Origin of the sequence: Microbacterium meiriae, assembly GCF_040686935.1 — a bacterium.
In the GTDB taxonomy this organism is placed as follows: Bacteria; Actinomycetota; Actinomycetes; order Actinomycetales; family Microbacteriaceae; genus Microbacterium; species Microbacterium meiriae.
The window spans coordinates 71,197-97,506 of sequence record NZ_JBFBMF010000003.1; the positions used below are offsets into that span (position 1 = coordinate 71,197).

At 71.0% G+C, this 26,310-nt stretch carries 31 protein-coding genes and 1 tRNA gene; 19 read left to right on the plus strand and 13 right to left on the minus strand.

All coding sequences use genetic code 11. From position 1 onward, the window contains the following. Together AB0P08_RS10205 and aztB are read right to left on the minus strand one after the other, a co-directional pair. A complete protein-coding gene (locus AB0P08_RS10205) occupies positions 1-1,227 on the minus strand; it encodes an ABC transporter (RefSeq protein WP_363589793.1) in 1,227 nt (408 codons plus the stop codon). Between the two features lie 20 nt (positions 1,228-1,247). Continuing rightward, on the minus strand, positions 1,248-2,126 hold the full coding sequence (aztB, locus tag AB0P08_RS10210; RefSeq protein ID WP_363589794.1) for a zinc ABC transporter permease AztB: 879 nt from the start codon (positions 2,124-2,126) through the stop codon (positions 1,248-1,250). A gap of 55 nt (positions 2,127-2,181) precedes the next feature. Here aztB and aztA point away from each other — a divergent pair, with 55 nt between their 5' ends. Further along, positions 2,182-2,925, plus strand: a complete 744-nt coding sequence (gene aztA, locus AB0P08_RS10215; RefSeq protein WP_363589795.1) for a zinc ABC transporter ATP-binding protein AztA — start codon at positions 2,182-2,184, stop codon at positions 2,923-2,925. Here aztA and AB0P08_RS10220 read toward each other — a convergent pair. Then, entirely contained in the window at positions 2,863-3,207 is a 345-nt protein-coding gene (locus tag AB0P08_RS10220) for a hypothetical protein (RefSeq protein WP_363589796.1), read from the minus strand. The genes aztA and AB0P08_RS10220 overlap by 63 nt on opposite strands. A gap of 72 nt (positions 3,208-3,279) precedes the next feature. Then, positions 3,280-4,110, minus strand: a complete 831-nt coding sequence (locus AB0P08_RS10225) for a putative endonuclease domain-containing protein (RefSeq protein ID WP_363589797.1) — start codon at positions 4,108-4,110, stop codon at positions 3,280-3,282. 167 nt (positions 4,111-4,277) lie between these two features. On the opposite strand from AB0P08_RS10225, the gene AB0P08_RS10230 reads away from it, so the two are divergent. Next, positions 4,278-4,769 carry a DUF1269 domain-containing protein gene (locus AB0P08_RS10230; protein WP_363589798.1) on the plus strand — a complete coding sequence of 164 codons (492 nt, stop codon included), beginning with the start codon at positions 4,278-4,280 and terminating at the stop codon, positions 4,767-4,769. A 75-nt stretch (positions 4,770-4,844) separates the two neighbouring features. On the opposite strand, the gene AB0P08_RS10235 is transcribed toward AB0P08_RS10230, so the two are convergent. Further along, entirely contained in the window at positions 4,845-6,245 is a 1,401-nt protein-coding gene (locus tag AB0P08_RS10235; protein ID WP_187662380.1) for a threonine/serine exporter family protein, read from the minus strand. A gap of 132 nt (positions 6,246-6,377) precedes the next feature. On the opposite strand from AB0P08_RS10235, the gene AB0P08_RS10240 reads away from it, so the two are divergent. Next, the gene (locus tag AB0P08_RS10240; protein WP_363589799.1) at positions 6,378-7,826 is read left to right on the plus strand and encodes a serine/threonine-protein kinase; all 1,449 of its coding nucleotides are present in this window, start codon (positions 6,378-6,380) and stop codon (positions 7,824-7,826) included. 39 nt (positions 7,827-7,865) lie between these two features. On the opposite strand, the gene AB0P08_RS10245 is transcribed toward AB0P08_RS10240, so the two are convergent. From AB0P08_RS10245 to AB0P08_RS10255, 3 genes are all read right to left on the minus strand, one after another. Next, positions 7,866-8,204 carry a DUF7882 family protein gene (locus AB0P08_RS10245; RefSeq protein ID WP_187662378.1) on the minus strand — a complete coding sequence of 113 codons (339 nt, stop codon included), beginning with the start codon at positions 8,202-8,204 and terminating at the stop codon, positions 7,866-7,868. Between the two features lie 150 nt (positions 8,205-8,354). Next, entirely contained in the window at positions 8,355-8,789 is a 435-nt protein-coding gene (soxR, locus tag AB0P08_RS10250; protein ID WP_060922707.1) for a redox-sensitive transcriptional activator SoxR, read from the minus strand. A 51-nt stretch (positions 8,790-8,840) separates the two neighbouring features. Continuing rightward, entirely contained in the window at positions 8,841-9,047 is a 207-nt protein-coding gene (locus AB0P08_RS10255) for a hypothetical protein (protein WP_025102541.1), read from the minus strand. A gap of 113 nt (positions 9,048-9,160) precedes the next feature. Here AB0P08_RS10255 and AB0P08_RS10260 point away from each other — a divergent pair, with 113 nt between their 5' ends. The 4 genes from AB0P08_RS10260 (at position 9,161) to AB0P08_RS10275 (ending at position 11,646) form a co-directional block, all read left to right on the plus strand. Then, a complete protein-coding gene (locus AB0P08_RS10260) occupies positions 9,161-9,535 on the plus strand; it encodes a VOC family protein (protein WP_292797281.1) in 375 nt (124 codons plus the stop codon). An 89-nt stretch (positions 9,536-9,624) separates the two neighbouring features. Next, a complete protein-coding gene (locus AB0P08_RS10265) occupies positions 9,625-10,950 on the plus strand; it encodes a flavin monoamine oxidase family protein (RefSeq protein WP_363589800.1) in 1,326 nt (441 codons plus the stop codon). 106 nt (positions 10,951-11,056) lie between these two features. Next, positions 11,057-11,221 carry a hypothetical protein gene (locus tag AB0P08_RS10270; RefSeq protein ID WP_164498166.1) on the plus strand — a complete coding sequence of 55 codons (165 nt, stop codon included), beginning with the start codon at positions 11,057-11,059 and terminating at the stop codon, positions 11,219-11,221. A gap of 56 nt (positions 11,222-11,277) precedes the next feature. After that, positions 11,278-11,646, plus strand: a complete 369-nt coding sequence (locus tag AB0P08_RS10275) for a hypothetical protein (RefSeq protein WP_363589801.1) — start codon at positions 11,278-11,280, stop codon at positions 11,644-11,646. Here the strand turns inward: AB0P08_RS10275 and AB0P08_RS10280 are convergent. Beyond that, positions 11,580-12,497 carry a cytochrome c oxidase assembly protein gene (locus tag AB0P08_RS10280; RefSeq protein ID WP_363589802.1) on the minus strand — a complete coding sequence of 306 codons (918 nt, stop codon included), beginning with the start codon at positions 12,495-12,497 and terminating at the stop codon, positions 11,580-11,582. The genes AB0P08_RS10275 and AB0P08_RS10280 overlap by 67 nt on opposite strands. Next, positions 12,467-12,928, minus strand: coding sequence for a DUF2243 domain-containing protein (locus tag AB0P08_RS10285; protein ID WP_363589803.1), 462 nt, complete (start codon positions 12,926-12,928; stop codon positions 12,467-12,469). Before AB0P08_RS10285 ends, AB0P08_RS10280 begins: the two co-directional genes overlap by 31 nt. A gap of 124 nt (positions 12,929-13,052) precedes the next feature. On the opposite strand from AB0P08_RS10285, the gene AB0P08_RS10290 reads away from it, so the two are divergent. The 4 genes from AB0P08_RS10290 to AB0P08_RS10305 all read left to right on the plus strand — a co-directional run bounded on the left by AB0P08_RS10290 (position 13,053) and on the right by AB0P08_RS10305 (position 16,908). Further along, positions 13,053-14,780 carry an MDR family MFS transporter gene (locus AB0P08_RS10290; protein ID WP_522727307.1) on the plus strand — a complete coding sequence of 576 codons (1,728 nt, stop codon included), beginning with the start codon at positions 13,053-13,055 and terminating at the stop codon, positions 14,778-14,780. A gap of 1 nt (position 14,781) precedes the next feature. Continuing rightward, on the plus strand, positions 14,782-15,237 hold the full coding sequence (locus AB0P08_RS10295) for a MarR family winged helix-turn-helix transcriptional regulator (protein ID WP_187662372.1): 456 nt from the start codon (positions 14,782-14,784) through the stop codon (positions 15,235-15,237). Between the two features lie 52 nt (positions 15,238-15,289). Beyond that, positions 15,290-15,757 (plus strand): MarR family winged helix-turn-helix transcriptional regulator, encoded by a 468-nt coding sequence (locus tag AB0P08_RS10300; RefSeq protein ID WP_187662371.1) that lies wholly within the window; start codon positions 15,290-15,292, stop codon positions 15,755-15,757. 62 nt (positions 15,758-15,819) lie between these two features. Continuing rightward, positions 15,820-16,908, plus strand: coding sequence for an alkene reductase (locus AB0P08_RS10305; protein ID WP_363589805.1), 1,089 nt, complete (start codon positions 15,820-15,822; stop codon positions 16,906-16,908). Positions 16,909-16,924: 16 nt separating this feature from the next. Here AB0P08_RS10305 and AB0P08_RS10310 read toward each other — a convergent pair whose 3' ends face one another. Next, positions 16,925-17,710: a DNA/RNA non-specific endonuclease gene (locus tag AB0P08_RS10310; RefSeq protein WP_363589806.1), complete on the minus strand. Its 786-nt coding sequence runs from the start codon at positions 17,708-17,710 to the stop codon at positions 16,925-16,927. A gap of 270 nt (positions 17,711-17,980) precedes the next feature. Here AB0P08_RS10310 and AB0P08_RS17050 point away from each other — a divergent pair, with 270 nt between their 5' ends. Further along, entirely contained in the window at positions 17,981-18,223 is a 243-nt protein-coding gene (locus tag AB0P08_RS17050) for a DUF1214 domain-containing protein (protein ID WP_522727311.1), read from the plus strand. 114 nt (positions 18,224-18,337) lie between these two features. Beyond that, positions 18,338-19,771, plus strand: a complete 1,434-nt coding sequence (locus tag AB0P08_RS10320; RefSeq protein WP_363589807.1) for an MFS transporter — start codon at positions 18,338-18,340, stop codon at positions 19,769-19,771. Positions 19,772-19,856: 85 nt separating this feature from the next. Here AB0P08_RS10320 and AB0P08_RS10325 read toward each other — a convergent pair whose 3' ends face one another. After that, positions 19,857-20,546, minus strand: a complete 690-nt coding sequence (locus AB0P08_RS10325; protein WP_363589808.1) for a DedA family protein — start codon at positions 20,544-20,546, stop codon at positions 19,857-19,859. A gap of 204 nt (positions 20,547-20,750) precedes the next feature. Here AB0P08_RS10325 and AB0P08_RS10330 point away from each other — a divergent pair, with 204 nt between their 5' ends. The 5 genes from AB0P08_RS10330 (at position 20,751) to AB0P08_RS10350 (ending at position 24,781) form a co-directional block, all read left to right on the plus strand. After that, positions 20,751-20,900, plus strand: coding sequence for a hypothetical protein (locus AB0P08_RS10330; protein WP_187662366.1), 150 nt, complete (start codon positions 20,751-20,753; stop codon positions 20,898-20,900). Positions 20,901-20,949: 49 nt separating this feature from the next. Then, entirely contained in the window at positions 20,950-22,305 is a 1,356-nt protein-coding gene (locus AB0P08_RS10335; protein WP_363589809.1) for an aminotransferase class I/II-fold pyridoxal phosphate-dependent enzyme, read from the plus strand. Next, positions 22,302-23,540, plus strand: a complete 1,239-nt coding sequence (locus AB0P08_RS10340) for an aminotransferase class I/II-fold pyridoxal phosphate-dependent enzyme (RefSeq protein WP_363589810.1) — start codon at positions 22,302-22,304, stop codon at positions 23,538-23,540. The genes AB0P08_RS10335 and AB0P08_RS10340 overlap by 4 nt, the downstream gene beginning before the upstream one ends. 13 nt (positions 23,541-23,553) lie before the next feature. Continuing rightward, a tRNA-Cys gene (locus AB0P08_RS10345) sits at positions 23,554-23,624 on the plus strand. Between the two features lie 44 nt (positions 23,625-23,668). Next, complete coding sequence (locus tag AB0P08_RS10350; RefSeq protein WP_363589811.1) at positions 23,669-24,781, plus strand: DegT/DnrJ/EryC1/StrS family aminotransferase; 1,113 nt, start codon at positions 23,669-23,671, stop codon at positions 24,779-24,781. A 2-nt stretch (positions 24,782-24,783) separates the two neighbouring features. On the opposite strand, the gene AB0P08_RS10355 is transcribed toward AB0P08_RS10350, so the two are convergent. Next, complete coding sequence (locus tag AB0P08_RS10355; protein ID WP_363589812.1) at positions 24,784-25,635, minus strand: AraC family transcriptional regulator; 852 nt, start codon at positions 25,633-25,635, stop codon at positions 24,784-24,786. A gap of 124 nt (positions 25,636-25,759) precedes the next feature. Here AB0P08_RS10355 and AB0P08_RS10360 point away from each other — a divergent pair, with 124 nt between their 5' ends. After that, positions 25,760-26,305 carry a carboxymuconolactone decarboxylase family protein gene (locus AB0P08_RS10360; RefSeq protein WP_187662361.1) on the plus strand — a complete coding sequence of 182 codons (546 nt, stop codon included), beginning with the start codon at positions 25,760-25,762 and terminating at the stop codon, positions 26,303-26,305. Positions 26,306-26,310 lie beyond the last annotated feature (5 nt).

Here is a 26,310-nt window from a genome sequence, read left to right on the forward strand (position 1 = left end):
TCAGCGCCCCGTCTCGGCGACGAAGGCCGGGGCGTCGGTCGTGTCGAAGGTCCTCCCGACGCGGGCGCCGTCGGCGTAGTCGATCTCGAACAGCCGGTGCTCCGCCGGGCCGCTGAGGTAGGCACGGTGCTGGTCGGCGATGAGGACCGGGGTGGCTCCCCCCGCCACCGACTCCGTCACCAGCGGCGCCGTCTCCGCTCGCACCGCCCCGTCGAGCGCGCTGAGCACGAGCACACGGCCGTCCTCCGCGAGGGCGAGCAGGGTGTCGTCCTCATCGCCAACGGCTGTCACCTGCACGAGTGGGGCCGGAGCGGTGAGGAGGGTCCAGGCCCGGGCCCGGGTGTCGAGGATGCGGATGTCGGTGGGCCCGGCGAGGCCGGCGACCGTGGGGCGCCCCTCACGATTGTGGAAGGACGTCACGGCTCCGGCCGGCGCGTCCTCCGGGTACGGGATGCGGTCGACGACGACGGCGCCGTCCTCGACCTGAGCCAGCAGGGCGCCGTCGGCGCAGCCGATCACCGCTCCGACCCTGGTCGTGATCGTGCCGCTCGGCGCGACGCAGCTCTCCCGGAGCCCGGTGCGCTCGCCGTGTGCCGTGTGGCCGACGACGGATCCGCCCGCCTCACCATCGTCCTCGGTCACGAGGGCGAACGACCCGACCGGTACCACCAGACCCTCGTGGGGAGTGCGCTCGATGCGGAACAGCTCACGGATCTCCCCCTTCGACAGGGCCTCCGTATCGAGGAGGACCGCGTCACCGGATCCGGAGAAGGAGATCCCCGTGCCGCCGGTGGTCGAGCTGTTCGTCGTCGCGACCGTTGCCGTGCCGTCGCCCTCGACCGTGCCGAGCAGCGCGGGCTCCGCCCGGTAGTAGTGGAAATGGTCGACGTGGTCCCACGTCCAGACGCCGCTGTCGACGACCTCGACGCCGTCGCCGGTGTCCGCGAAGAGGTACCGGCCGTCGGTGGCCATGCCCTCGGGGGCGGCGACCGCACCGATGTCGGTGACGCTCTCATCCAGGAGGTCGAGGTGGGTCACCCGACCCGCGTCGTCGACGGTCGTGAGGCCGAGCTGCGGTTCGGCGACCTCTTCCGCTCCGGCGATCGCGCCGTGCCCGTCCGCGGGAGTCGAGGGCGCGGCCGGGCTCTGCGCCGCGGGACCGGCGCAGGAGGTGAGGGCGAGGGAGAGGGCGGCGAGAGTGACGAGGGGCAGGAGGCGGGAGCGCACGAGAACCTTTCGGAGACGGGTCAGGAGGCGGGAGCAGGGTCGGGATGGGCGGCCCGGTCGGCGAACGGATGCCGTGTGCGCACGGCGGCCCGCACCGCCCAGGAGAGGCCGGCGAGCGCGATCGCGGCGGCGGCGACGGACGCTCCGGCCGCGGTGGCCGCGTACCAGGACGCGAGGAGCCCGACGAGGACCGCGGCGACCCCGAACGCGGAGGCCAGGACCATGCGCGTGGGCAGCCGCGACGTCCACTGTGCGGCGGCGACCGCCGGAGCGAGGAGCAGACCGACGACGAGCAGCGAGCCGACCGCCTGGTACGACGCCACGACCGCGAGGGTCACCAGCCCGACCAGGGCCGCCTGGGCCCACCGCGGACGGAGCCCGAGCACCGTCGCGATCCGGGTGTCGAGGGCCAGCGCGACGAACGGTCGGTGGCAGAGGGTGGCGGCGATCACTCCCAGTGCCGCGGCTGCGGCGAGCAGGAGGAGATCGGCGCGGGTGATGGCGAGGATGTCGCCGAACAGGATGGCCGTCGCGTCCGTGGCGAAGCTCCCCGAGTGGGAGATGATGATGACGCCCAGAGCCAGCATCGCGACGAACAGCAGACCGATGCTCGTGTCGTAGGAGAGCCGGGCGCGTCGTTGCAGGGCGCCGATGCCGATGCTCATCGCGACGGCGCTGAGCGCTCCGCCCACGAGCACGGGAGCCCCGAGCACTGTCGACAGCGCGACACCGGGCAGCATCCCGTGGGCCAGTGCCTCACCGAGGAACGCCATCCCTCGGACGACGACCCAGGTGCCGACGACCCCGCAGAGGACCGCGACGAGCGCGCCGCCGAGGAGCCCGCGCTGGAAGAACTCGAGCGTGAACGGGGTGAGGAGGGCGGAGAACGAGGAGGTCACGGAACGCGAGCCTATGCGCAGTTGAGAATGATTATCAAATTCATAAACTGGAGATATGACGACGCTCTCATCGACCACCGACCCCTCCGTGTGCCTGGACGGTGTCTCCGTGCGGTTCGGGGAGCGCGATGCGCTGCGCGACCTCACCCTGTCGATCGGAGTCGGAGAGGTCGTCGCCGTCTCCGGCCCGAACGGCGCCGGGAAGTCGACCCTTCTCGAGGTCGTCGCCGGCGTGCGTTCACCGACGCGAGGGCAGCGGAGCGTGACGGGCCGGATCGCCTTCGTGCCGCAGCGCGCCGTGGTGCCTCCCGGCCTGCCGCTCACGGCGCGAGATGTCGTGGAGGTGGGTACGTGGGGGCGGCTCGGCGCCTTCCGGCGGCGGGATCAGCGTGCGCGCCACGCGGTCGAGGCGGCGATGGAACGCACGGCCGTGCAGGCTCTCGGGCGTCGTCCGTTCGCGGAGCTCTCCGGTGGCCAACAGCAGCGGGTGCTGCTGGCTCAGGGTCTGGCGGCAGGCGCGGCGATCCTCCTGCTGGACGAGCCGACGACCGCTCTGGATGCGGAATCGGTCCAACGGATCCGGGCCGTGCTGCGCGAGGAGGCCGAGTGCGGAGCGACCGTGATCTGCGTCACGCACGACGCCGGGCTGATCGCGGCGGCCGACCACGGGATCGCCCTCCTCGACGGGGTGCGGCAGGCAGATCCGCGTCGCCGGGACGCGCGCACGGCGGTGCGGTCAGAGACCGTGCCCCATGTCGAAGTCGGAGAGTGCGGGGATGTCGATGTCTCCGCGCGATGACGAATCGCCCGTGGTCTTCGGGAAGTGGCGATGCGCGCGCAGCTCGTCGACCTCCGTCGCGAAGTCGGGTTCCGGGTCCCCGGTGTGGTGGGGGCTCACGAGCACATCGTTGCCGACACCCACGAGCAGATCGGCCCAGTCCTTCTCCCCGTCCAGGAGGATCGGGATCTCCACCGCTTCGGACTCGCCCTCGCTGGCGATCGCGGCCGCGAGGGTGAGGAGCGTCTCGGCGACGTCGTCAGAGGTGAGGAGCTGCTGGCCGGCGTAGGAGACGAGTTTCATGAGGACATCTTGTCGTCGTCGGCACCCTCCGGCACGGGGGTTGCGTCGATCCTCGAGCAGGGGATAAGCGGTTCAGCGCAGATAGGCGTCGACCATCAGGGTGCCGCGGATGTCGCGGAGCCGGTCGATGAGCCGGGTGATCCCGGCTGTGCCCAGGGAGGCGAGGGGAAGGTCGAACGGGCCCAGGGGCTCCAGCTTCCCCATGCGCAGCCGGACGACCTCCCATCCGGCGCTGCGGACCGCGCGGTCCTTCCGGCGGTCCGTCTCCTCCCGCTTGCCGACGTGCTCCAGCCCGTGCCGGCCGACCGTGTCGTACTCGACCGCGATGCGCAGCTCGGGGAGCAGGATGTCGGGCCACACCTCCGTGTGCCGGAAGAAGGGCCGCCCGACCTTGATCGCGTTGAGCTCGTCGGGGAACACCAGCCGTTCGGCCAGTGCCTCCCGGAGCTTCCCCTCCGCCGCCGAGGCCGGCTTCGGAGCGCATGCGCTCAGGAACGCGGTTCCCGTCGGCAGCGCAGGAGTCTTGGTGCAGAGCGCCGGTGCCGGCTTCTTCGGACGGGCGGGGAGCGCACGCGCCTCTCCGAGGATCACCGGCTGCGGCCGCGCCAGCGCCGCGCACTCCGGACACCAGGACGAGCGCCGTCGGACCCGCCCCGGACGCTCGCGCTGCTCGGTCGGCGTCGCCGCGAACAGGTGCCCGACGGCGCACTCCCAGCAGAGCAGGACATCGGCGGCCAGCGGGATCTGCGAGAGCACGATGCCGTGGTTGAGCTCCGGGTGGTACTGCCGGATGAGCTCGGGGTAAGCCGCCCACGCCGCCCGGTACGTCCCGACCGCATAGGGCACGTCGAGTCCGCGCGAGAACTGCCGTCTCGCCCACCACTGCTGCACGGACTCGGGCACGACAGCGACCGTAGGCCAGGCCACGGACATCGCCGAGCGGAGTCACCAGGGTGAACATCGCTTGCCGCTCTGTCGTGTCCCCAGGGGCGCGCCTAGGGTCGGTGGCGAAGACCGGTGCCTCTGCGCGCGTGGAGAGCATCTCCGACCGCAACCGAAAGCAGGAAACCATGGCTGAACTGATCGTCATCTCCTATGACACCGAGAGCGACGCGGAGGGCGCCTACAACCGCGTCCAGGCCCTGCAGGACGACCTCGTCGTCGAGCTCGCGGGCCTCGCGCTCGTGAAGGTCGACGGGGAAGGCAAGACGAAGGTGGAGTACCCGGGCGCCGGGAGCAGGATCGGCCTGGGCGTCGCGTCTGGTGCCCTGTTCGGCGCGCTGATCGGCATCCTGTTCTTCATCCCGGTCGCCGGCCTGGTGTTCGGCGGCCTGCTCGGGGCCCTGTTCTCCGGTCTCGACAAGACCGGCATCGACGCCGAGTTCCGCGACCGGGTCAAGGCCACCGTGACGGCCGGCAAGTCCGCCGTCGTCATCTACGCCCTCAAGCTCACGGAGGACAAGTTCGCCGAGGCGCTCGCCCCGTACAACGGCACCGTCGTGCAGACCTCGCTGTCCAAAAAGGACGAGGCCGAGCTGGTCAGGGACCTCGGCGGCCACTGACCGCCCAGTGATGCGCCCGCCGTGGATCCGTCCGCGGCGGGCGCATCGTCGTCTCGACGGGATGACGCCGTCGGGTCAGCGGCGCACGCGCGCCCTGGTCTTCGCGACACCGGCGAGAGTCGCCCGCACCGGCGTTCCGAGGTAGAGCCCGAGGGAGGCGCCGGAGGCGAGGGCGATGCCGATCACCGCGGCGTCGATGAGCGATCCGCCCACGGTCAGCATTCCGGTGGAGGTGCCCGCCGCGTGCACGACCTCGAGCAGGCCCTGGAAGACCGCGACGCCGGGGACGAGCGGGACGATCGCCGCGGTCGTCACGGCGACCGAGGGCACGTGCAGGTTGTGTGCGATGAGCATGCCGATGAAGCTCGCCAGCAATGCTCCGACCGCGCTCGCCGCGGCCGGGTGCAGCTGGAGCGCGACGGTGCCCGCGTACCCGGCGAGAGTGACGGCGCTGAGCAGGGCGCTGACGAGGATGATGCGGATCCCGGCGCCGTTGAACACGGCCACCGCGACCGCGATGATGATGGCCCCCGCGAACTGGTTGAGCAGGGGTCCGAACGGCGCCGGGTCGTCCGGGAGCTCCATCGTGAAGCCCAGCACGCCACCGAGCTCCAGCCCGACGAGGATGCCGATCACCACGCCGAGCGTCTGCATCGTCAGGTCGAGGATGCGCCCGCCGGCGGTGAGTGCGAAGCCGTCGATGGCGTCCTGCGCCGCGCCCACCACGGTGAGCCCGGCGAGCATGAGCACGATGCCCGAGGCGACGATGATCGACGGACGGATGCCGACGAACGGTTCGATCCCCGCGCTGCCGAGCGCCGAGACCGCCACCGCGACGACCGTGGTGACGAGGCCTCCGGCGATCTGGCTGAAGAACAGCGGCACCCGCAGCCGGGCGAGGCCCGCCTGGGTGAGCGCCGCCCCCAGGGCCGCGACGAACGTGAGACCCACGATGAGCGGAGAGGCCCCGAGCATGATGCTCACCCCGACCGCGAGGAGCGCCCGTGCGACGATCACCACGGGCTGCTGATAGCGGAAGGGCACGCGACGGATGACCCGGAACGCGGTGCGCGCGGATTCCAGGTCCAGGCCGCCGTCGATGTCGGCGACGAGCGCCTGCACGCGCTGCAGCTTGGCGTGGTCCGGAGCGGCGACGCGGACCACGCGGACGAGGGTCTCGGGCCACACCTCCCCGCTGAGATGGAAGGAGACCGTGATCGAGTTGTAGGTCACGTCGACCTGCACGCCCTTGAGTCCATAGGCCTCGCACACGCGGGTGATCGCGAGCGTGACCTCGTGGGCGGAGGCGCCGACCGCGAACATCGACTCCCCGATGCGGGTCGCGAGATCGAGGACCCGCGGGACGGTGTGCTCGTCGATCACGGGCATCGCCTCGGTGTGGGCGACGGTGGACGGATCGGTGTGCAGCAGCCGGCGGACGGAGTGGAGCAGTCGCTGAGGGGAACGCGCGGGCATATGTCCCATTCTCCCGCGGGCGAGGACCTCCCGATCGACCGCCCCGCTGTCAAGACCCGAGACGCCCGCCGGCCACGCTTCTAGAGTGGCCTCGCCGTGGCGCTCCCGACGCCGCGGCAGGAGGACTCGACGATGACGGATGACTCGCATCCCACGGAGGCGCTGCTCGATGGTCGCTACCACCTCCGGGAGTGCGTCGGGCAGGGCGGGATGGCGAGGGTGTACCGCGCCGAGGACTCGTTGCTCGGGCGCACAGTGGCCATCAAGATGCTGCGTGCGGAGACGGAGGAGGGGGCCGCGTCCGAGCGCGCTCGTGGCGAGATGACCGTCCTCGCCTCACTCAACCATCCCGCGCTGGTCACGCTGTACGACGCGCAGCTGCATCCCGGGCGGGCCGAGTACCTGGTCATGGAGTTCATCGACGGGCCGACCCTCGCGGCGCGGATCGCCCAGGGGCCGCTTCCTTCGGACGAGGTGGCGGCGCTGGCTGCCGACCTGGCGGAGGCCCTGCACGTCGTGCACGGCGCGGGCATCGTGCACCGCGACATCAAGCCCTCCAACGTCCTGCTCACGGGTCGCTCTCTCGCCGGCAGCCGGTCGGGCGCGAAGCTCGCCGACTTCGGGATCTCGGTGCTCGTGGACGCGGCCCGGCTGACGTCGCCGGGGACGGTGATCGGGACCGCGGCGTACCTGGCGCCGGAGCAGTTGAACGGCGCGGCCCCGGCGCCCGCCGCCGACATCTACGCACTGGGGCTGGTCCTGCGCGAGGCGCTCACCGGAGAGCGCGCATTCGCCGAGGCGGAGGGCATCGGGGCCACGCTGGCCCGCCTGATCGAGCCCCCCACGATCCCCGAGTCGGTGGGTCCGGCGTGGTCCGCGCTGCTGCAGCGGATGACCGCCACGGATCCCGAGGACCGGCCGAGCGCCGCCGGCGTCTTCGCGGCGGTGTCCGCGCTCGCACAGGATCCGTCGCTGCCGCCCCGCCCGCCGGTGCCGGCCCCCATCGCCGCCGCAGCATTCGAGGATCGGACACCGACCGGCCCCTCCACGCCCCCGACGCAGACCCGCGTGCTTCCCGTTCGTCCGTCTGCCGAGGGGGCGATGCTCCGCGCCCGGGCCCCTCGCACGCAGCGCGTCCGGCGGCGCCGCGGGCTCCTGACCGGCGCGGTCGCGGTCGCGGTGGCGCTCACCGTTGCCGGAACGCTCTGGGCGGCGGGGGCACTCAACCCGAATCCCGCGGTGACGCCTGTCGACACCGAGCCGAGCCCTCGTTCATCGCCCACGCCGGCAGTCGTGGTGCCCGTGACCGTCCCGGAAGACGGGGAAGAGCCGTCGACACCGGCCGAGGCTCCGCCCGCGGCACCGGAACCCGCGCCCGGCGTGCCGGCCGACAAGAAGGCGGAGAAGGCTCAGGAGGCCGCGGAGAAGGCCACGCAGAAGGCCGCCGAGGAGCAGCGGAAGGCCGAGGAGGACGCGCAGAAGAAGGCCGAGAAGGCTCAGGAGCGCGCAGAGAAGGAGGCGGAGAAGGCCCAGGAGGAGGCGGAGAAAGCGGAAGCGGAGGACGCCGACCTCGAGGACTGAGTCCTCGGGCCTGCGACCTCCGCGTCGGCGGAGCCGGTGTCAGACGGTGAGGTCCGCGAGCTGCCGGGAGGCACTGCTCGTCTCGGTCGGCTCCGGCACCAGGTACAGGCCGTTCGTCGTGTTCGCGGTGTACGCCAGAGCGTCCACCCACCGCCGGTTGATGGCCGGGGGCCTGCTGCCGAAGAACTTGAACACGATGTTTGCGTTCGCGTGCACCCAGACTGTCGTCCGGCCGCCGCCGACGGAGGCGTCTTCCTTCCACGAGAACGGCATCGGCTCTCCGCGCCGGAGCTTCGTCATCATGACGAGCTGGATATGTGTGAGAGCGCGGTCCTCGATCTCGACCTTCGGACCGCCCTCGTAGATGAACTTGCCCATTGGATGGATCCTTCGTTCCATCACCACAGGAACCCGTTGCCAAGAGGCGCAACCACGCTGATCGCTGGTGGGGATATCTCTACGGTCTCACCTATCCCGGATTCGCAACACCCCACCTTCGTCCAGCGGTCGCGGCGGAGGTCCCCGGTCTCAGATGCGGCGAGGGCCGGGACCGTTCTCGCCCAAGGCGTCCTCGGGGTTCAGCAGGCGGCAGGCCTTGAGGGACAGGCAGCCGCAACCGATGCAGCCCGCGAGCTCGCGCTGCAGATGCTCGAGTTGGGTCCGTCGCTCCTCGAGCTCGGCGCGCCAGCGTTTGGCCACGCGGCGCCAGTCGCCGTGCGAGGGCGGCGCGTCCACGGGCAGGGTCTGGAAGAGCTCCTGCACCTCGCTGAGCGGGATGCCGATGCGCTTGGCCACGACGATGATGGAGATCCGGCGCAGCATGTGTCGGCGATAGCGCCGCTGGTTGCCGGGCGTGCGCGTCGAGGCGATGAGGCCCAGTTGCTCGTAGAAGTGCAGCGCGGAGGGTGCGACGCCCGTGCGTCGGGTGACCTCTCCGATAGGGAGGAGATCGTCGGGTTCCATCCGCCGCCCTTCCGTAGACCTCAACAATAGTTGAGGAACGGGCGGAACGGGTCAGCGCGACGTGGGCGGAAGCTTGTCCACGCCGTGGCGGTTCGGCTTATCCGGCTCTGCCGCCGTCTCCGGCGTCACGTCCGGGCTGTCGGCGGGTGCGCCGGACGTCGGATAGTGCGGCTCGTCGATCTCGACGGCCTTGTCCCGCTCATCCGCCGGGGGGAGGTGGTCCAGGGGCTGCTTGATGTCATCGGGGTGGTGGCTCATGGACCCAGGGTGCGCTGTTCCGCCTGCAGCGCCGAGGGGGTTGTCATCCGGTCGGCGGTGTGGTCGGTGGGGAGCGCTACGGTGAACGGACACGACCACGGAGGGTTACCCGCATGGCATCCGTCCTCACCGGACTCGACCACATCCAGCTGCCCGTTGCCGATCTGGCCGCGTCCATCGCGTGGTACCAGCGCCTGCTCGGCTTCCGCGTCCTCACCGACTACGGCACGAGCGCCATGCTCCGGGCCGAGGGTGGCCCGGACCTCATGCTCTGGGAAGCGCCGGGGCACGCGCCGATGAAGCTGACGGTGGCGGGGGAGGAGCGGCCGATCTTCTTCCTGCGCACGACCGAGATCCACGCCCTCGCGGAGCGGTTCGCGGCAGAAGGCGTCGATGTCGTGAGCTTCGACGACGGCGGCTTCGCTCTCTTCCTGAAGTTCTTCGACCCTGACGGGACCCTGCTCGGGGTCATCCAGCACGCCGCCTGACGCAGAGGCCCCGCCACCCTGTCGATGCCCGCCCGCCTGGGCTATCGTCGGGGCACGGCTCCGTGCGGAGGGGCTGCGAGGAGGGGCGCATGGAGCAGGTCGACACGGTGATCGTGGGCGCGGGCGTGGCGGGCTTGACCGCTGCGCGGCTGCTGCAGGGCGAGGGGCGGACGGTCGTGGTGCTCGAAGCGCGCGACCGGGTCGGCGGCCGGGTGCATACGGACCGGACCGACGGCATCGTCGATCTCGGCGCCTCGTGGATCCACGGTGTCGACGGCAGTCCGGTGGCTGCCGCCGCCGAGGCCTTCGGCATGCGGACCGTGGAGTTCACCGTCGGCGGGTTCCAGGTGGACAGCCGGCCGATCGCGTATCACGGTCCCGACGGTCGCCCGCTCTCGGCGGAGGAGGCGCGCGCCTTCGCCGCGGATGTCCACGCGGTGGACGAGGCGCTGCCGGCTGTCATCGCCGCCTCCGGCCCCGAGGCCTCCTACCGCGACGTCACCGACCAGGTGCTCTCACGCCGGCAGTGGAGCGCGGACCGCGCCCAGCGAGTGCGTGAATACCTGGAGCATCGCGCCGAGGAGCAGTACGGGGCGTGGATCGAGGACCTCGCCGCGCATGGCCTCGACGACGACGCGATCGAGGGCGACGAGGTCGTGTTCCCGGACGGGTACGGGGTGCTCCCGGAGCGCCTCGCCGAAGGGCTGGACGTCCGGCTGGAGCACATCGTCACCCGCGTCGACTGGAGCGAGGACGGCGTCTGGGCGCGGACCTCGCGCGGGGACTTCTCCGGCGATACGACGGTCGTCACGGTCCCGGTCGGCGTGCTGCAGTCCGGGACGATGGAGATCGTCCCTCCGCTGCCGCCCGTCAACGCCGAGGCATTGGGACGGCTGCGCATGAACGCCTTCGAGAAGGTCTTCCTGCGGTTCCCCACCCGGTTCTGGCAAGACGGGGTCTACGCGTTCCGGCAGCAGGGGCCCGAGGCACGGTGGTGGCACTCCTGGTACGACCTCACGGCGCTGCACGACGAGCCGCTCCTGCTCACCTTCGCCGCCGGGCCCGCGGCCGTGGCGACGAGGGACTGGAGCGACGACCGGGTGCAGGCCTCGATCATGGTCCAGCTCCGCCGGCTGTACGGGGACGGGATCCCGGATCCGATCGGCCTGCATCGTACGGCGTGGCAGGACGATCCGTTCGCGCACGGGTCGTACGCGTACATGACGGTCGGGTCGACCACCGCGGATCACGACGACCTCGCCACCCCGGTCGGCGGCGTGCTGCACCTGGCGGGCGAAGCCACCTGGACCGACGACCCGGCGACCGTGCCGGCGGCCGTGTTCTCCGGGCATCGCGCCGCCGAGCGCATTCTCGGACGGGCGGTACCGATCGAACGGCTCTGGACGCAGGGATGACGCCCCGGCGCGCCGGCAGTGTGGCCGTCGCCGTGTCCGCGGTCAACCCCCTGCGTCGCCGGGACCGGCGCGCATACGGTCGTCGGAACGAACAGAGGAGGAGAGCATGAGCGACCCCCAGAACACGCAGGGCACTCCCGGCGCCGACGAGGAAGCCGACACGGCCTCCGGCGGCGCTCCCGACGACAGCGGCGAGAGCACCGACGACGTGCTCGAGCGTGAGACGACGGACGACGAAGGCAAGCCCCTCGAGAACCCGTCCGGCGGCTGACCGCCGCACCGCCCGAGGGTCAGCCGCGCCCCAGGCGGCGCGGCTACCCTCGGGTCATGCGCCGAATCGCCATCGTCCCCCTGCTGCTCGCCGCCGGTCTTCTGGCCGGGTGCGCCCAGGTCACCCAGGCTGCCGGAGACGCGTTCGGAGTCCCGGTCGCAGAGACCTGCGCGACGATCGATGACGCATACGCCCAATACCAGGCGCTGCTCGCGCAGGGCGACGTGTCCGCGGAGCAGCTCGACGCGGCCCGCGACGACCTCGTCGCCACGCTCGACCGCGTCGCCGACGGCATGGACGGACAGCTCGGCGAACTCATCCGCTCTGGCGCCGATCAGCTCGGCGGCATGACCGACCTTCAGGCTCCGGAGACCGTCGAGGCGATCGAACGCCTCCACGACGGACTCTCCTCGTTCTGCGGCTGAGCCGAATCCCGCGGTCGCGTCGCCACGAACCACTGTCGGAGCAGCAGCACGATGAGCAGTACGTCCACCGCGTCACCGGCGTAGAACATCAGCTCCGCCCCCATCCGAGCGTCCCCGACGTCGACGCCGGCGGGCGGGTGGGCCCACAGCCACTTGGCGAGGATCGAGTGCGCGGCGACGAAGACGATGAGGACCCCGGCCCGCACGGTGACCGACGCGCGGTGCGGATCCGGATCGAGCCCCACGATGCTCGCCGTGAACAGGTATCCGGTCAGCAGCACGTGCAGATGCACGGCGGCATGCAGCCACGGTGAGGCGTGCACCAGGGGGAACAGCGGTGTGGCGTAGAGGAGCCAGAGACCGCCGACATTGAGGGCGCCGGCGACCACCGGATGCGTGAGCACCCGGATCGGGCCGCTGCGCAGCACTCGGGACAGAGTGCGCGCCCGCGGGACGGGGAGGGCGCGCAGGGCCAGCGTGACCGGCCGCCCGAGCACGAGGAGGAGTGGCGCCAGCATCCCCACGAGCACGTGCCCGGCCATGTGCACCGGGAAGCTGCTGTGGGCCAGGGCGGCGAACGGTCCGACCATGCCGACCCCGGCGCAGAGCAGACCGGCCATCCAGGCGGCCGTCCGCGGCCGAGGCCAGGGGCTGCGGTCCCGGGTCCGCCGCAACCCGACGAGATAGAGAACGGCTGCGGCGAGGAGGGCGACGAGCGCGACCGGCGCGAGCAGATCGATCCCGCCTCCGACGGCGTCGGTGTCGATGCCCGGCGTCTCGGGCGGTCCGTGGTGTCCGTCGTGACCCTCGCGCATGGCCGTCACCGCGCCGGGTGCGGGCGGGTCCGCCACACCACGAGGATCCCTGCAGCGAGCAACAGGACGGCCGACACGATCCAGACGGTGTCGTAGAGCACGAGGTCGACGCCGTAGCGGATCTGGTGGATCCCGAGGAGCTTGTGATCGACCACGCCGTCGAAGAGCTGGAAGAACCCGACCCCGGTGATCACCGCGCCCGTCCAGCGCGTCCATCGCACGGGGCCACGACGGCGGACGTCGGCGAGGAGGAAGGCGCCGAGGATCGTGATGAACCAGCCGAACGCATGGAAGAACCCGTCCGAGACGAGGGCCACGTCAGAGGTCGACAGATCGTAGAAGTGGTGCCAGTGCAGCACCAGGTGGAAGACGAAGAGGTCGATCATCGAGGCGGCGATCCCGCAACCGAACAGGAAGCCCGACAGCAGCAGGCGCCGGTCGGGGCGGGGCATGGCTCCGGAGGTCATGCGGTCAGGGTCGTCCGTCCTGCCCACCCCGGCGACGTCCTTGACCCCGGCCTCCGAGTGCGGTAGCCGCCGATAGTTGCGAAACCGCAACTATCGGCGTATGGTTGATCTCGATCAACTTTCTATGCAGGAGCATTCCCCCGTGACACACACCTCATCCTCTTCCGAGACCACGCGCTCGGCCCGCGAGGTCTTCACCGCGATCTCCGGCCTCATCGTCGGCATGTTCGTCGCCGTGCTCTCCGGCACGGTCGTCTCGACCTCGATGCCGGTCATCATCGCCGACCTCGGCGGCACGCAGTCGCAGTACACCTGGGTCATCACCGCGAGCCTTCTCGCCACCGCCGTCTCCACTCCGATCTGGGGCAAGCTCGCCGACCTGGTCGACCGCAAGGTGCTCGTCCAGATCTCGCTCATCCTCTTCACGGTCGGCACCGTGATCGCCGGATTCTCGACCGATACGAACATGCTCATCGCTGTCCGCGTCGTGCAGGGCATCGGCGTCGGCGGTCTCATGTCGCTCGTCATGATCGCGGTGGCCCTCATCATCTCGCCGCGTGAGCGCGGCAAGTACATGGGCGTCGTCGGCGGCATCATGGCCCTCGGCACGATCGGCGGGCCGCTGCTGGGCGGACTCCTCACCGACGTGTGGGGCTGGCGCTCGAACTTCTTCGTCGGCGTCCCGTTCGCCATCCTCGCCCTCGTGCTGCTGCAGTTCACGCTGCACCTGCCCAAGCCGCAGCGCGGCACGAAGGTCTCGATCGACTACTTCGGCATCGTCCTGCTCGCCGTCGGCGTCTCGACGCTCCTCATCTGGGTGTCCATGGGTGGCAACCAGTTCGACTGGGACTCCGGGACGAGCATCGCGCTCATCGTGACTGCGGTCGTCGCGATCGCCGCCTTCATCGTGGTCGAGTTCTTCGTCAAGGAGCCGATCGTCCCGATGACGCTGTTCCGCAACCGCACCTTCACGCTGTCGGTCGTCGCCTCGATCGCGATCGGCGTCTCGATGTTCGCGACCTCGGTCTTCCTCGCGCAGTACTTCCAGCTGGCCCGGGGCGCGACGCCCACCGAGTCGGGCCTGATGACCATCCCGATGATCATCGGTCAGATGGGCGCGTCGATCATCATCGGCCAGCTCGTCAGCCGCTTCGGCAAGTGGAAGAGCTGGATGGTCACCGGCTCGATCCTCGCCACGATCGGCGTGAGCCTGATGGCGACGCTGCGCTACGACACCCCGTTCCCGCTCGTCGCTGTCTACATGTTCGTCCTCGGTGCCGGGCTCGGCATGGTCATGCAGAACCTGACCCTGATCGTGCAGAACGACACGGCTCCGCAGCAGCTGGGCGCGGCCTCGTCGAACGTCAACTTCTTCCGTACGATCGCCGGCACCATCGGTGTGACCGTCATGGGGTCGCTGCTCTCCACGAGCGTCGCCGACTTCATGAAGGACGGTCTGAAGGGCTTCGTCCCGACCACGCCCGACGAGATCAGCGCCCTGGAGCGCCTGGGTTCCGGCGACGTGCCGAAGGTGGGCGAGCTGCCCGACACGATCCGCACGATCGTCGAGAGCGCCTACGGGCACGGCATCGCGGACGCGTTCATCCTCGCCATCCCGCTGGCGGTCATCGCGATCATCGCGATCGCGTTCATCAAGAACAAGCCGCTGTCCACCAAGAACGCCGCGGAGCAGCTGCGCGAGCAGGCCGAGGAGTCCGTCATCGAGGTCTCCGAGGCCGAGGTCGGCGCGAACCTCTCGACCGGGACGATCCGCACCGGGCAGGCCGAACCGGCGACCACCACGGGGTCCGTGAGCGTGCTCGAGCGCGACGATCGGAAGCAGGAGCGCTGACATGAGCGCGTCCGAGGCGGTCGGCACGCCCGACGTCGATACCGCCCTCAGCGACCTCCAGGCGCATCTCAACCTCATCTTCGCGCGGACCCGGTCGCTGTGGAAGGAATCGGCGTCCCGGGTCCACCCGGAGCTGCAGGTGGCGGGGTACAAGCTGCTCACCTTCATCGACCGGGCGGGCTCGGCCAGCGCGCATGAGCTCGCCGAGCGCTTCGAGATGGACAAGTCCGTCGTCAGCCGCCAGGTGCGGATGCTGGAGGAGCTCGGGCTGATCGCCTCGGTGCCGGATGAGCGCGACGGCCGGCTCCGGGTGCTCACCGCGACACCGGCCGCGTGCACCGCGCTCACCGATGTCCGCCGGGAGTACGGCAGCCGACTCCGCGCTGTCATCGATGAGCTCACGCCCGCGGAGATCGACGCCGCATCCAAGGTGTTCCGGCTCCTCGCCGAGGTCTGAGCGCAGCCCCGCGACCGCATCCGGTCGCGGGGCTTCGCCGTACACTGGCGATATGAGCGCCCCGTCCGACGAACCCGCCGACGGCGCTCCGATCGACGACCTCGACCAGGCGGTCGCCCGCGTCGAGCACGAGCTCGGCCGGCTGTTCGCCCGCATCCGCGTCGGGTGGCGGGAGGCCGCGGTCACCGTGCATCCGGATCTCCAGCCGCTGGGCTACCAGGTGCTGACCTCGATCCTCGCCGGACGGGCGACCTCGGCGGGAGCGCTCATCGAGCGCCTGCAGACGGACAAGTCCGCGGTGAGCCGGCAGGTGCGTCAGCTCGAGCAGCTCGGGCTCGTCGAGAGCATCCCCGATCCGGAGGACGGTCGCGCCCGGGTGCTGGTGGCGACCCCGCTGGCCGAGGAGCGCGTGGCTCTCGCCCGCTCCCGGTATGAGGGGCGCATCGGCGAGCGCCTGCGCGGCTGGACGGCCGCCGACCTCGACCACTTCGCGAACCTCGTCGCCGATCTGGGCGGTTGATGCACCGGAATACGTCATCGATTCACGGGAATACAGTGGCGGGCGGACGCCTTGGCCCCACTGTGACTCTCTACGACTCCGCCGACTTCGGCTCGCTGCACCTGTCCAACCGCGTCGTCATGGCGCCGCTCACCCGCACCCGTGCGGACGCGGAGGGCGTGCCGACCGCGATCATCGAGGAGTACTACCGCCAGCGGGCCGGGCAGGGACTCATCATCTCGGAGGGGGTCTGGCCGGTCCTCGAAGGCAAGTCGTATCCCGGGCAGCCGGGCATCGTGACCCCCGCGCAGATCGAGGGATGGCGCCGCGTGGCCGACGCCGTGCACGCCGAGGGCGGCACCATCGTCATGCAGCTCATGCACGGCGGCCGTGTGGGCCATCCGGACATCTCCGGCGAGCCCCGCGTCGTCGCGCCGAGTGCTCTGGCGGCCCCCGGGCAGACGCGGACCCTCAAGGGCAAGGCCGATCTGCCCGTCGCGCATGCCCTCACCCTGGACGAGATCCCCGTGGTCGTCGAGCAGTTCGTCCAGGCCGCGCGCAACGCGATCGCGGCCGGCTTCGACGGCGTCGAGGTGCACGGTGCCAACGGCTACCTCGTCCACGAGTTCCTGTCCCCGGTGTCCAACGTCCGCGACGACCGGTACGGCGGCCCGCCGGAGAACCGCGCCCGCTTCGCCATCGAGGTGACCGCGGCCGTCGCCGCCGCCGTGGGCGCCGACCGGACCGGCATCCGGCTTTCGCCGGCCCATGGCATCCAGGGCGTCATCGAGGACGACGCGGCCGACGTGCTCGCGACCTACACCGCGCTGGCCGAGGGACTTGCGCCGCTGCGTCTGGCCTTCGTCGACGTGCTGCACGCCGAGCCGGCCGGAGAGCTCGTGCAGGCCATTCGTCGGGCCGCAGGGGCGCCGCTGATCGTCAACAGCGGCTTCGGCGTCGAGACCACCCGGGCCGCGGCCGAGGAACTGGTCGCGGAGGACTGGGCCGACGCGGTCGCGGCCGGGCGTCCCGTCATCGCCAACCCCGACCTCGTGGAGCGGTGGCGGACCGGGGCGGAGCTGAACGACCCCCGCCCCGAGCTGTTCTACGGCTCGACTGCCGAGGGGTACATCGACTACCCGTCGCTCGAGGGCGTGCGCGCCGGCGAGTGATGCGGGGTGCCCGCTGTCACAGGACGATGTCGTCGGCGGTGTGCAGCGGGCGCCATGCCGTCTCGCGGAGTCCGCGCCGAGGGAGCACATCGGCGTCGGGCAGCGGGCCGAGGTCGAGCCCAGTGAGGGCGGACACCTCGGCGACGGGCACCTGGAACGTGCGGAAGGCTCCGAGGCTCGCGACGGCGAAGGCGCCCTCCTGCGTGTCCACGAGCTCGGTCTGGTCGAGGATGAATGCGGCGGACGCGAGTCGGTCCTCGGAGCGCCACGCCACGATCTTCCAGTACCGCAGGGGCACGCGGATGCCGCGGTACGGCGGGTCGGCGTTCGCGAGCACCGGGGCCGTGAACACCGACAGGCGCTGCGCCGTCGCCTCCGCATACGCCAGCACGTGGTCCTCCAGCCCGAGCCAGAGGTCCTTCGACTGGTTGAAGGCGGCCGCCTGCGGGGCCGCGTTGGGGTAGGTGAAGGTGGCTTCCGCGGCGGCGCGGGCCTCGTCGAGCTCCCCCCAGCCCGGGTCGCGGCGACGGACGAGGTGTCCGCGGTCGAGGTCGTTCCGGGCGTAGACGGCGGGCCCCGCCTGTTCCGCCGCGGGCACCCGGGGGTCGAGGCGCCACTCACCCGTCCGCGGGAGGTCCCGCAGGCGGGCGCCGTCGATGGTCACAGCCGTCACCGCGGCGAGGCGCCGTTCCGGATCGAGCAGCACCGTGAACCGGGGCGCAGGGAGCGCGCGCACCGGCATCGGGGGCACGGGCAGCGGCAGCGGGATGCCGAGGAACGCGGGGTCGTAGCCGTCCGTCATGCCTCCATCGTGCCCCGGCCCGCCGACATCGCACCCCTTCCGCGGGCAGGTCCAGTACGTGATCGTCGCGCCCGGGGCGACCGTCCCCGCAGACATCACGGCCGAGTTCCGGATCCTGCAGTCCTCCGGGGTCAACATCATGTTCGGCTTCCGCACGCTCGACCCTGATCCGGAGCGCGCCGATGCCCTCGTGCGCGCCGTACGGATCTACCCGTACCGCGATCGGGAGGACCCCGCACCGACGCGCATCATCTCTCCGGACGGGGCCTCATCGACAACGAGCAGCAGCGCGGCGACCGCGGGTCGCGCGATGAGGACCTCCGATACGACGAGGACGGCTCCGTCGATCTGTGGTTCGGCCCGGAGCCGCCGACGGAGGGACGCTCGAACTGGGTGCAGACGATTCCGGGGCGGCACTGGTTCAGCTACTTCCGTTTCTACGGGCCGCTGCAGCCGTACTTCGATCGGTCCTGGAAGCTCGGCGACATCGTCGCGGCCGACGCCGCCGGCTGACACCTGGCTCTGCCACGAACGACCTCTTCAGCTTGTCGGGAATACCATACCCCCCTAGGGTATTAAAACGAGGGACGCCGACTGGCGTCTCTACCCGACGGAATGGAGAACGACGTGTCATCGTCAACGAGAAGTCCCGCGCGGTGGTGGGGCCTGACGCTCATCGCCCTGGCGCAGTTCATGGTCATCATGGACGCGTCCATCATCGGCGTGGCGCTGCCGCGGATGCAGGAGGACCTCGGGTTCACCCCGAACACCCTTTCCTGGGTCTTCAACGCCTATGTCATCGCCCTCGGCGGCCTGCTGCTCCTCGGCGGTCGCTTGTCCGATCTGTTCGGCCCTCGGCGCATGTTCGCGACGGGATGGGTGATCCTCGCGGCCGGCTCCCTGGTGGCCGGCTTCGCGGGAGATGTCGCCACCGAGCTCGTCGGACGGGTGTTGCAGGGTGCGGGTTCCGCCCTCATCGCGCCCGCCGCGCTCACGCTGCTGATGATGCTCTTCGGACACAACCCGCGCGAGCTCACGAAGGCGATGGCGTTCTACGGAGCGGCGGCTCCGGCCGGCGGCACCGCGGGCGTTTTCCTCGGCGGCGTCATCACCGAGTTCGCATCCTGGCCGTGGGTGTTCTTCATCAACGTCCCGATCGCGGTGCTCGTCCTCGCGGTGATGTGGCGTTCGCTCCCCGGCGGCACGCTCGGCGCGAAGGGGTCCGTCGATGTCCTCGGTGCCCTTACCGTTACCCTCGGGCTCGCCGCGCTGGTCTACGGCATCGTGCGCGCCGAGGTCGTCGGGTGGGCGGCCGCCGAGACCTGGACCGCGATCGGCGCCGGTGTCGTCCTGCTCGTGCTGTTCCTGATCATCCAGCGTGTGAAGCGGGAGCCGCTCATGCGCCTGTCGATCTTCCGGTCGCCGAATCTCGGTGCGGCGAACCTCGCGCAGGTGCTGCTCGGTGCCGCGTGGATCCCGATGTGGTTCTTCCTCAACCTCTACCTCCAGCAGGTGCTCGGTTTCAGTGCCTTCCCCGCCGGTGCGGCACTGCTGCCGATGACTGCTCTCATCATGATCGGGATGATCGTGCTGGCCCCGCGCGTGGTCGCCGCCTTCGGGCCGAAGGTGCCCATCGTCCTGGGGCTGGTCGTGCTCGCCGCCGGGCTCGGCTGGATGGCCTTCATCCGCCCGGAGGGGAACTACTGGGTCGATGCTCTCGGGCCGTCGCTGGTCGTCGCTTTCGGGCAGGCCCTCGCGTTCATCCCCTCCCTGCAGGTGGCGATCTCGTCCGCACCGCCGGAGGAGGGCGGCCTCGCCTCGGGCATCGTCAACACGAGCTATCAGGTGGGGTCTGCGATCGGCCTCGCGGCGGTGTCCGCGATCGCCGCAGGTTTCGGTGCGAGCCACCTGGGTGACGCCGAGGCCCTCACCTCCGGATACTCCGCCGCGTTCGTCGCGGCCGGGGGGATAGCGCTCGTCGGAGCGCTGCTCGTCGCTGCGCTCTTCCGCACCCGCCGACCCGATCGGACGGTGGAGACGATCTCCACCCGCACGCGGTGAGCGGAGGCGTCGGAACCGTCACCTTGAGGGACTGATCGGCGAGGTGCTCTCCGCTCGGCGGCCGTTGTCGTCGAGCGGAGGGCGCTCAGACCTGACTGTTGTCCTCTGCGCGCCGTGCCGCGGCCTCGCGCATCCGGCGGCGGATGCGGAGAGCGACGAAGATGAGCAGGAGGAGGAGCAGCAGGCCGACGACCACATCGGAGATCACGCCGCTCCACTGCTCGAGGATCGGCCGGATGGCGGGGCCGAAGGCGAAGCCCAGGCCGATCCAGATGCCGTTCCAGACCGCCGAGCCGACCAGCGTGTACAGCGTGAACTTCCACAGCGCCATGCGCTCGATGCCGGCCGGGATCGAGATGAACGAGCGCACGAGGGGCACGCAGCGACCGAACAGCACGGCGCCGCCGCCCCAGCGCGCGAAGAACGCCTCGGCCTTGTCGAAGTCGTCGTGGTCGAGGAGGGGGATGCGTCCGACGATGCGCCGCGTGCGGTCCCGGCCCACGGCGGCGCCGAGCGCATACCAGATCCATGCGCCGACGAGTCCGCCGATGGTGGCCGCGGCCCAGGCGCCCCAGGCGTTCATCCGCCCGTCGTAGGCGAGGAATCCCGCTGCGGGGAGGATCGCCTCCGAGGGGATCGGCGGGACGAACGTCTCGATGAGAACGGCGAGGCCGACGCCGACCTCGCCCAGGGTCTCGATCAGGCTGAGCACCCAGCCGATGAATCCGTCGTAGCCGGGGGCGGAAGCGGCGAGGGGGAGAGTGCCGGGGGTCATCGTGTCCTCTGTCGGGGGATCGCGGTGATCGTGCGGGATGCGGGAGGAGATCCGTGGGGACCGACCGCTCCTGAACGGTAACCGGTGTACCTGGGCTCCGCCTGCGTGCATCGGGAGCCGGGCCACCGGAGGCGGCGTTGTCAAGGTGCTCGCTCCGGCAGCGCGGCGGACCGATCATGGAGTCCCATCAACCGAGGAGGCATCATGACCGATCCGCGACAGGACGAGACGACCGGATTCCACGGCGAGCCCCCGACCGCGAACAACGGGGAGGGCGACGCGCCCGAGGTCGACGTGACCGACCTGGAGCCGGAGGAGATCGAGGACGGCGTGGAGGTCGACGACCGCCCCTGATCCCCGGGGAGATTTTGACATAGGTCAAAATCTCCCCTACCGTCGAGTCATGGCAGCGGCGGAGAGCAGAGACGACGAGACCGACGGGATCAGCGGCGTCACCGCCGCGGAGATCTCGGAGAGCGTGCGCGACCTCGTCGAACGGGGGACGCTCGTCGCCGGGGACCGCTTGCCGCCGGTCCGCACGCTGGCCGAGCGGCTCGGCGTCAATCGCAACACCGTGCTCGCCGCCTACCGCGCACTCGTCACCGCCCGTATCGCGACCACCGGCGGGCGCACAGGGACGACCGTGCTCGGACCCGCCGCCACGCCGGACGAGGGCTTCACGCCCGGAACTGCGCTCCGCGACATCGCCAACGGCAACCCTCAGGCGGCCCTCCTTCCCGACCTCGCCGTCGCTCTCGCATCCGTGCACCCGAGCCCCGTCCTGTACGGCGAGTCGGTGATCGATGCCGGTCTCGCCGAGTGGGCGACCCGATGGATCGCGGAGGACCAGCCTCGCCCCTTCCGTCTTTCGGTCACCGCCGGGGCGGTCGACGCGGTGGAGCGGCTGCTCGCTCAGACGCTCGTGCACGGCGACCGGGTGGGTCTCGAGGATCCGTGCTTCCTCTCGAGCATCCAGACCGCGCGTCTGGCGGGGTACACGCCCGTCGCGATACCCGTCGACGACGAGGGCATGACCGTGGAGGGCATGCGTGACGCTCTGGAGAGCGGTGTGCGCGCGATCGTCTGCACGCCCCGCGCGCACAACCCCACCGGGGTCAGCATCAGTCCCGCGCGTGCCGCGGAGCTGCGCGAGGTGCTCGCTCCGCACCCCCACGTCCTGGTGATCGAGGACGACCACTTCTCGCTGCTCGCCCCGGCTCCGTACGCCACCGTCATCGGACCGGCCCACGAACGGTGGGCTCTCGTGCGGTCGGTGTCCAAGTTCCTCGGACCCGACATGCGGCTGGCCCTCACCGCGTCCGACCCCGTCACCGCCGAGCGCCTCGCCCTCCGGCTCAGCCCCGGCACGATGTGGGTGAGCCACGTCATGCAGCAGCTCGCCGCGACCATGCTCCGTGACGAAGACGTGCACCGGCTCATCGCGGAGGCGGGGGCCCGATACGCCGCGCGCAACAGGTCCTTCGCCGCGCTCGTCTCCGCCCGTGGATCGGACGTCACCGCGGAGAGCGGTCTGAACGCGTGGGTCGATGTCCGCGCGGAGGCCGCGGTCGTCGCCGAGCGGCTCGCGCACCGCGGATGGCTCGTTCGACCGGGGTCCGAGTTCGCGCTGGAGGACGGTTCGACCGGCGGCCACCATCTGCGTCTGACGGTGCACGACCTCGACGACGCCGACCTGCGACGACTGGCCGACGACATCGCCGCCGCTTCCGGTCCGGCCGGGGCCGAGGGGGACGAATGACGGCCAGGACCCCGTTCCGGATCGGCCGATCATCGCGCCTCGACGGCGTGCTCTACGACCTGCGGGGTCCGGTGGCCGAGCGTGCGGCCGAGTTGGAGGCCCGCGGCGAGCAGATCCTCCGCCTGAACATCGGCAACCCGGCCCCGTTCGGTTTCGAGGCGCCGCCGGTCATCGTGGAGGCCCTGCGCGAGGCGCTTCCGCACGCCCATGGGTACTCGGAATCACCGGGCCTTCCGGAGACGAGGGAGGCGATCCGCGTGCACTACTCGCGCCGGGCCGGGTTCCCGTCCCTCGGGATCGAGGCGGTGACCGTCGGCAACGGCGTGTCCGAGCTGGTGGGTCTCACGTTGCAGGCGCTGCTGGAGCCGGGCGACGAGGTCCTCATCCCGAGTCCCGACTATCCGCTGTGGACCGCATCGACTGTCCTCGCCGGGGGTGTGCCCGTGCACTACCGCTGCGCGGAGGAGGCCGGGTGGCTCCCGGATCTCGAGGCCATGGCGGCGGCGATCGGCCCACGGACCGTGGCCATCGTCATCATCAACCCGAACAACCCCACCGGCGCGGTCTACCCGCGGGAGACCCTGGAGGGCGTGGCGGAGCTCGCCCGTCGCCATGGTCTGCTGCTGCTGTCGGACGAGATCTACGACCGTGTCGTGTACCCCGGATTCACGCACGTCTCCACGGCGCAGGTCGCCCCCGACGTGCCCTGCGTCACCTTCGCCGGCCTGTCGAAGACCCACCGCGTCGCCGGCTACAGGGCGGCCTGGGCGCTGACGACCGGGTTCGCTGCCGATGACCCCTTCCTCTCCGGTCTGCGGCTGCTCGCCTCGATGCGGATGTGCGCGTCCGTGCCGGCACAGCACGCGATCACGGCGGCCCTGGAGCACGACGCATCGCTCGACGCGCTCGTCTCGGCCGAGGGGCGGCTGACAATGCAGCGCGACGCCGCCACGGCCGCGCTCCGAGCGATCCCCGGCGTCGACGTGCAGGAGGCAGGTGGCGGGCTCTACCTCTTCCCGCGCCTCGACCCTGAGGTGTTCGGCATCCGTGACGACGAGCGTCTGGTGCTCGACTTCCTCGACGCGGAGCACATCCTGCTGGTGCACGGCCGCGCCTTCAACGGCGCCGACACCGATCACGTGCGCCTCGCCTTCCTGCCCGGGACCGACACGCTGATCGATGCGGTGCAGCGCTTCGGTCGCTTCCTGCAGGGGTACTCGCCGCCGGGCGCGTGAGGACATCTGACCCGGTGGAGTGACCGAGTGGCCAGGTCGCGGTCCGCAAGACCGTGCACGCAGGTTCGATTCCTGCCTCCACCTCCGATCCGGCTCGCGCCGAGCCGTTCCCGACGAAGGACATACCCATGCAGAAGGACTTCATCCCGGCCGCCGCGCCGCTCATCGGCGACGACGAGGTGGCAGCCGTCGAACGCGTGCTCCGCAGCGGCATGCTCGCCCAGGGCCCCGAGGTGGCGGCGTTCGAGCGCGAGTTCGCGACGCAGTTCGTGGAGGGCCGCACCACCGTCGCGGTGAACTCGGGGACGAGCGGCCAGCTCCTGGGCCTGCTCGCCTCCGGTGTCGGCCCGGGCGACGAGGTGATCGTGCCGTCCTTCACCTTCGCGGCGGTGGCGAACTCCGTGGTCCTGGCCGGCGCGACGCCGGTGTTCGTCGACATCGAGCCGAGGCACTTCACGCTGGATCCGGCGCGGGTCCGTGCCGCCGTCACCGCCCGCACGAAAGGCATCATGCCGGTGCACCTGTACGGGCACCCGTTCCTCGTGGACGACATCGAGGAGGTCGCCAGGGACCATGGCCTGGACATCTACGAGGACGCCGCGCAGGCCCACGGCGCCGCCTGGCGAGGCCGGCCGGCCGGGACCATCGGCAGGTTCGGCATGTTCAGCCTCTACCCGACGAAGAACATGACGGCGATCGAGGGCGGCATGGTCTCGTGCGTCGATGAGCAGGTCGCGCGCCGGGTCCGACTGCTGCGCAACCAGGGTATGGAGACCCAGTACGCGAACGAGCTCGTCGGCTACAACAACCGGATGAGCGAGGTGCACGCCGCGGTCGGTCGGGTGCAGCTCGGGCGGGTCGCCGCCTGGACCCGCCAGCGCCAGGAGAACGCCGCATTCCTCGACGCCGCGCTCGCCGGCATCGACGGGCTCACCGTGCCTGCGGTCGCGGAGGGCGCCGAGCACGTCTACCACCAGTACACGGTGCGGGTCGCCGCGGGGGAGCGCGACCGGGTGCGCGACGCACTCCGCGACGAACACGGGGTGGGCTCCGGCGTCTACTACCCGATCCCGAACCACCGGCTGCCCTCGCTGGCGCGCTTCGCGCCGGCCGACGAGCTTCCGGAGACCGAACGGGCAGCGCAGGAGGTGCTCTCCCTCCCCGTGCACCCTTCGCTCACGGCCGGCGACCTCGACCGGATCGTGACCGGGGTCGCTGCCGTGATGTCAGCCGGCGGCTGAGCTCAGGCGGCGAGGCCGAGCCAGGCCCGCGGAGAGCGACCGAGCCGCTGGGCGAACGCGCGGGAGAAGGCGGAGGCGCTCGCATAGCCGAGGTCGGCGGCCACAGCGGTCACGGACATCCCCGCACGGAGCTGTTCCTGGGCGATCGTGAGACGCCACTCGGTGAGGTAGTCGCCCGGCGCTCGGCCCACGACCTCCTTGAAGCGCGCCGCGAAGGCGCTGCGCGACATCGCGGCGGTCCGCGCGAGAGTGTCGAGCGTCCATGGCTCGCCGGGGGCCTCATGCATCGCCACGAGGGCGGGTGCGAGGCGTTCGTCCGCAAGGCCGGGCAGCAGCCCCGGCGGGAGGGTGAGATCGCCGGAGTGGTCGAGCATCCAGCGCAGGAGCTGGATGAGCACGACCTCGAACATCCGGTCTGCCAGCAGCGGACGACCGCAGCGCACGTTGTCGACCTCGGCGAACAGGAGGTCCAGCGCGGGGGCGAGGGTGGACACCTCGTCGAGCGGCAGGACGATCACCGGGGGGAGGGTGCGGACGAGCGGGTGCGTGGCTCCGCCGTCGAAGTCGATCGTCGCGCAGGCGAAGTCGGATTCATCGGTCGGGGCGTTGAGGAAGGTGTGGTCGACGGGGCGGGGGAAGAACAGCAGGCTCGGGCGGGTGATCGTCTCGCGCTCGATGCCGCCGTCCGGGCGCTGGTGCGTCACCTCCATCTCGCCGCGACGCAGCACGTGGAGGAAGCCGTGGCCCGCACTCGCGGCGAAGACCGTGGTCCCGCACAGGGGTCCGGTGTGGAACAGGCGGCTGCGCACCCGGAAGCGGTCGAGCAGCGGGGTGAGGCGGTCGAGCGGTGGCATGCTTCCATTCTTCTGGACGATATGTCACGAACGCAAGACCAAATGATGCGTATCGTACTGCGCGGCGCGCAAGACTGAGCGGGAAGCCGAATCCGGCCCGTCCCGAAACACAAAGGAGCAACCCATGCCCAACGTCCCTCTCGTCGACCGTGAGACCGCCACCGGCCCCGTCAAGGAGCAGCTCGAGCAGATCGGCTCCGCCTTCGGCGCCGTCCCCGCCATGTTCCGCGCGGTCGCGAACTCGCCCGCCGCGCTCACCAGCATGTGGAGCGCTTTCGGCGCCTACGGTGGGGGCACGCTCGGCGCGGCCCTCGGTGAGCAGATCGCGGTCGCGGTCGCGAACCGCAACTCCTGCGGCTACTGCCTCGCGGCGCACACCGCGCTCGGCAAGAAGGCGGGCCTCACGACCGAGGCGCTCGCCGAGGCCCAGGCCGGCAACTCCGACGACCCCCGTACGGCCGCTCTGCTGGCCTTCGCGCTCAAGCTCGTCGAGGAGCGGGGTCAGGTGACCTCGGCCGACGTCGACGCTCTCCGCGCGCACGGCTGGAACGACGAGCAGATCGTCGAGACCATCGGCCAGGTCGCGCTGAACCTCTTCACGAACTACGTGAACATCGCGCTCGACGTGCCGATCGACTTCCCGACGGTGCCGCTGCGTCGCGCCGCCTGAGGTCG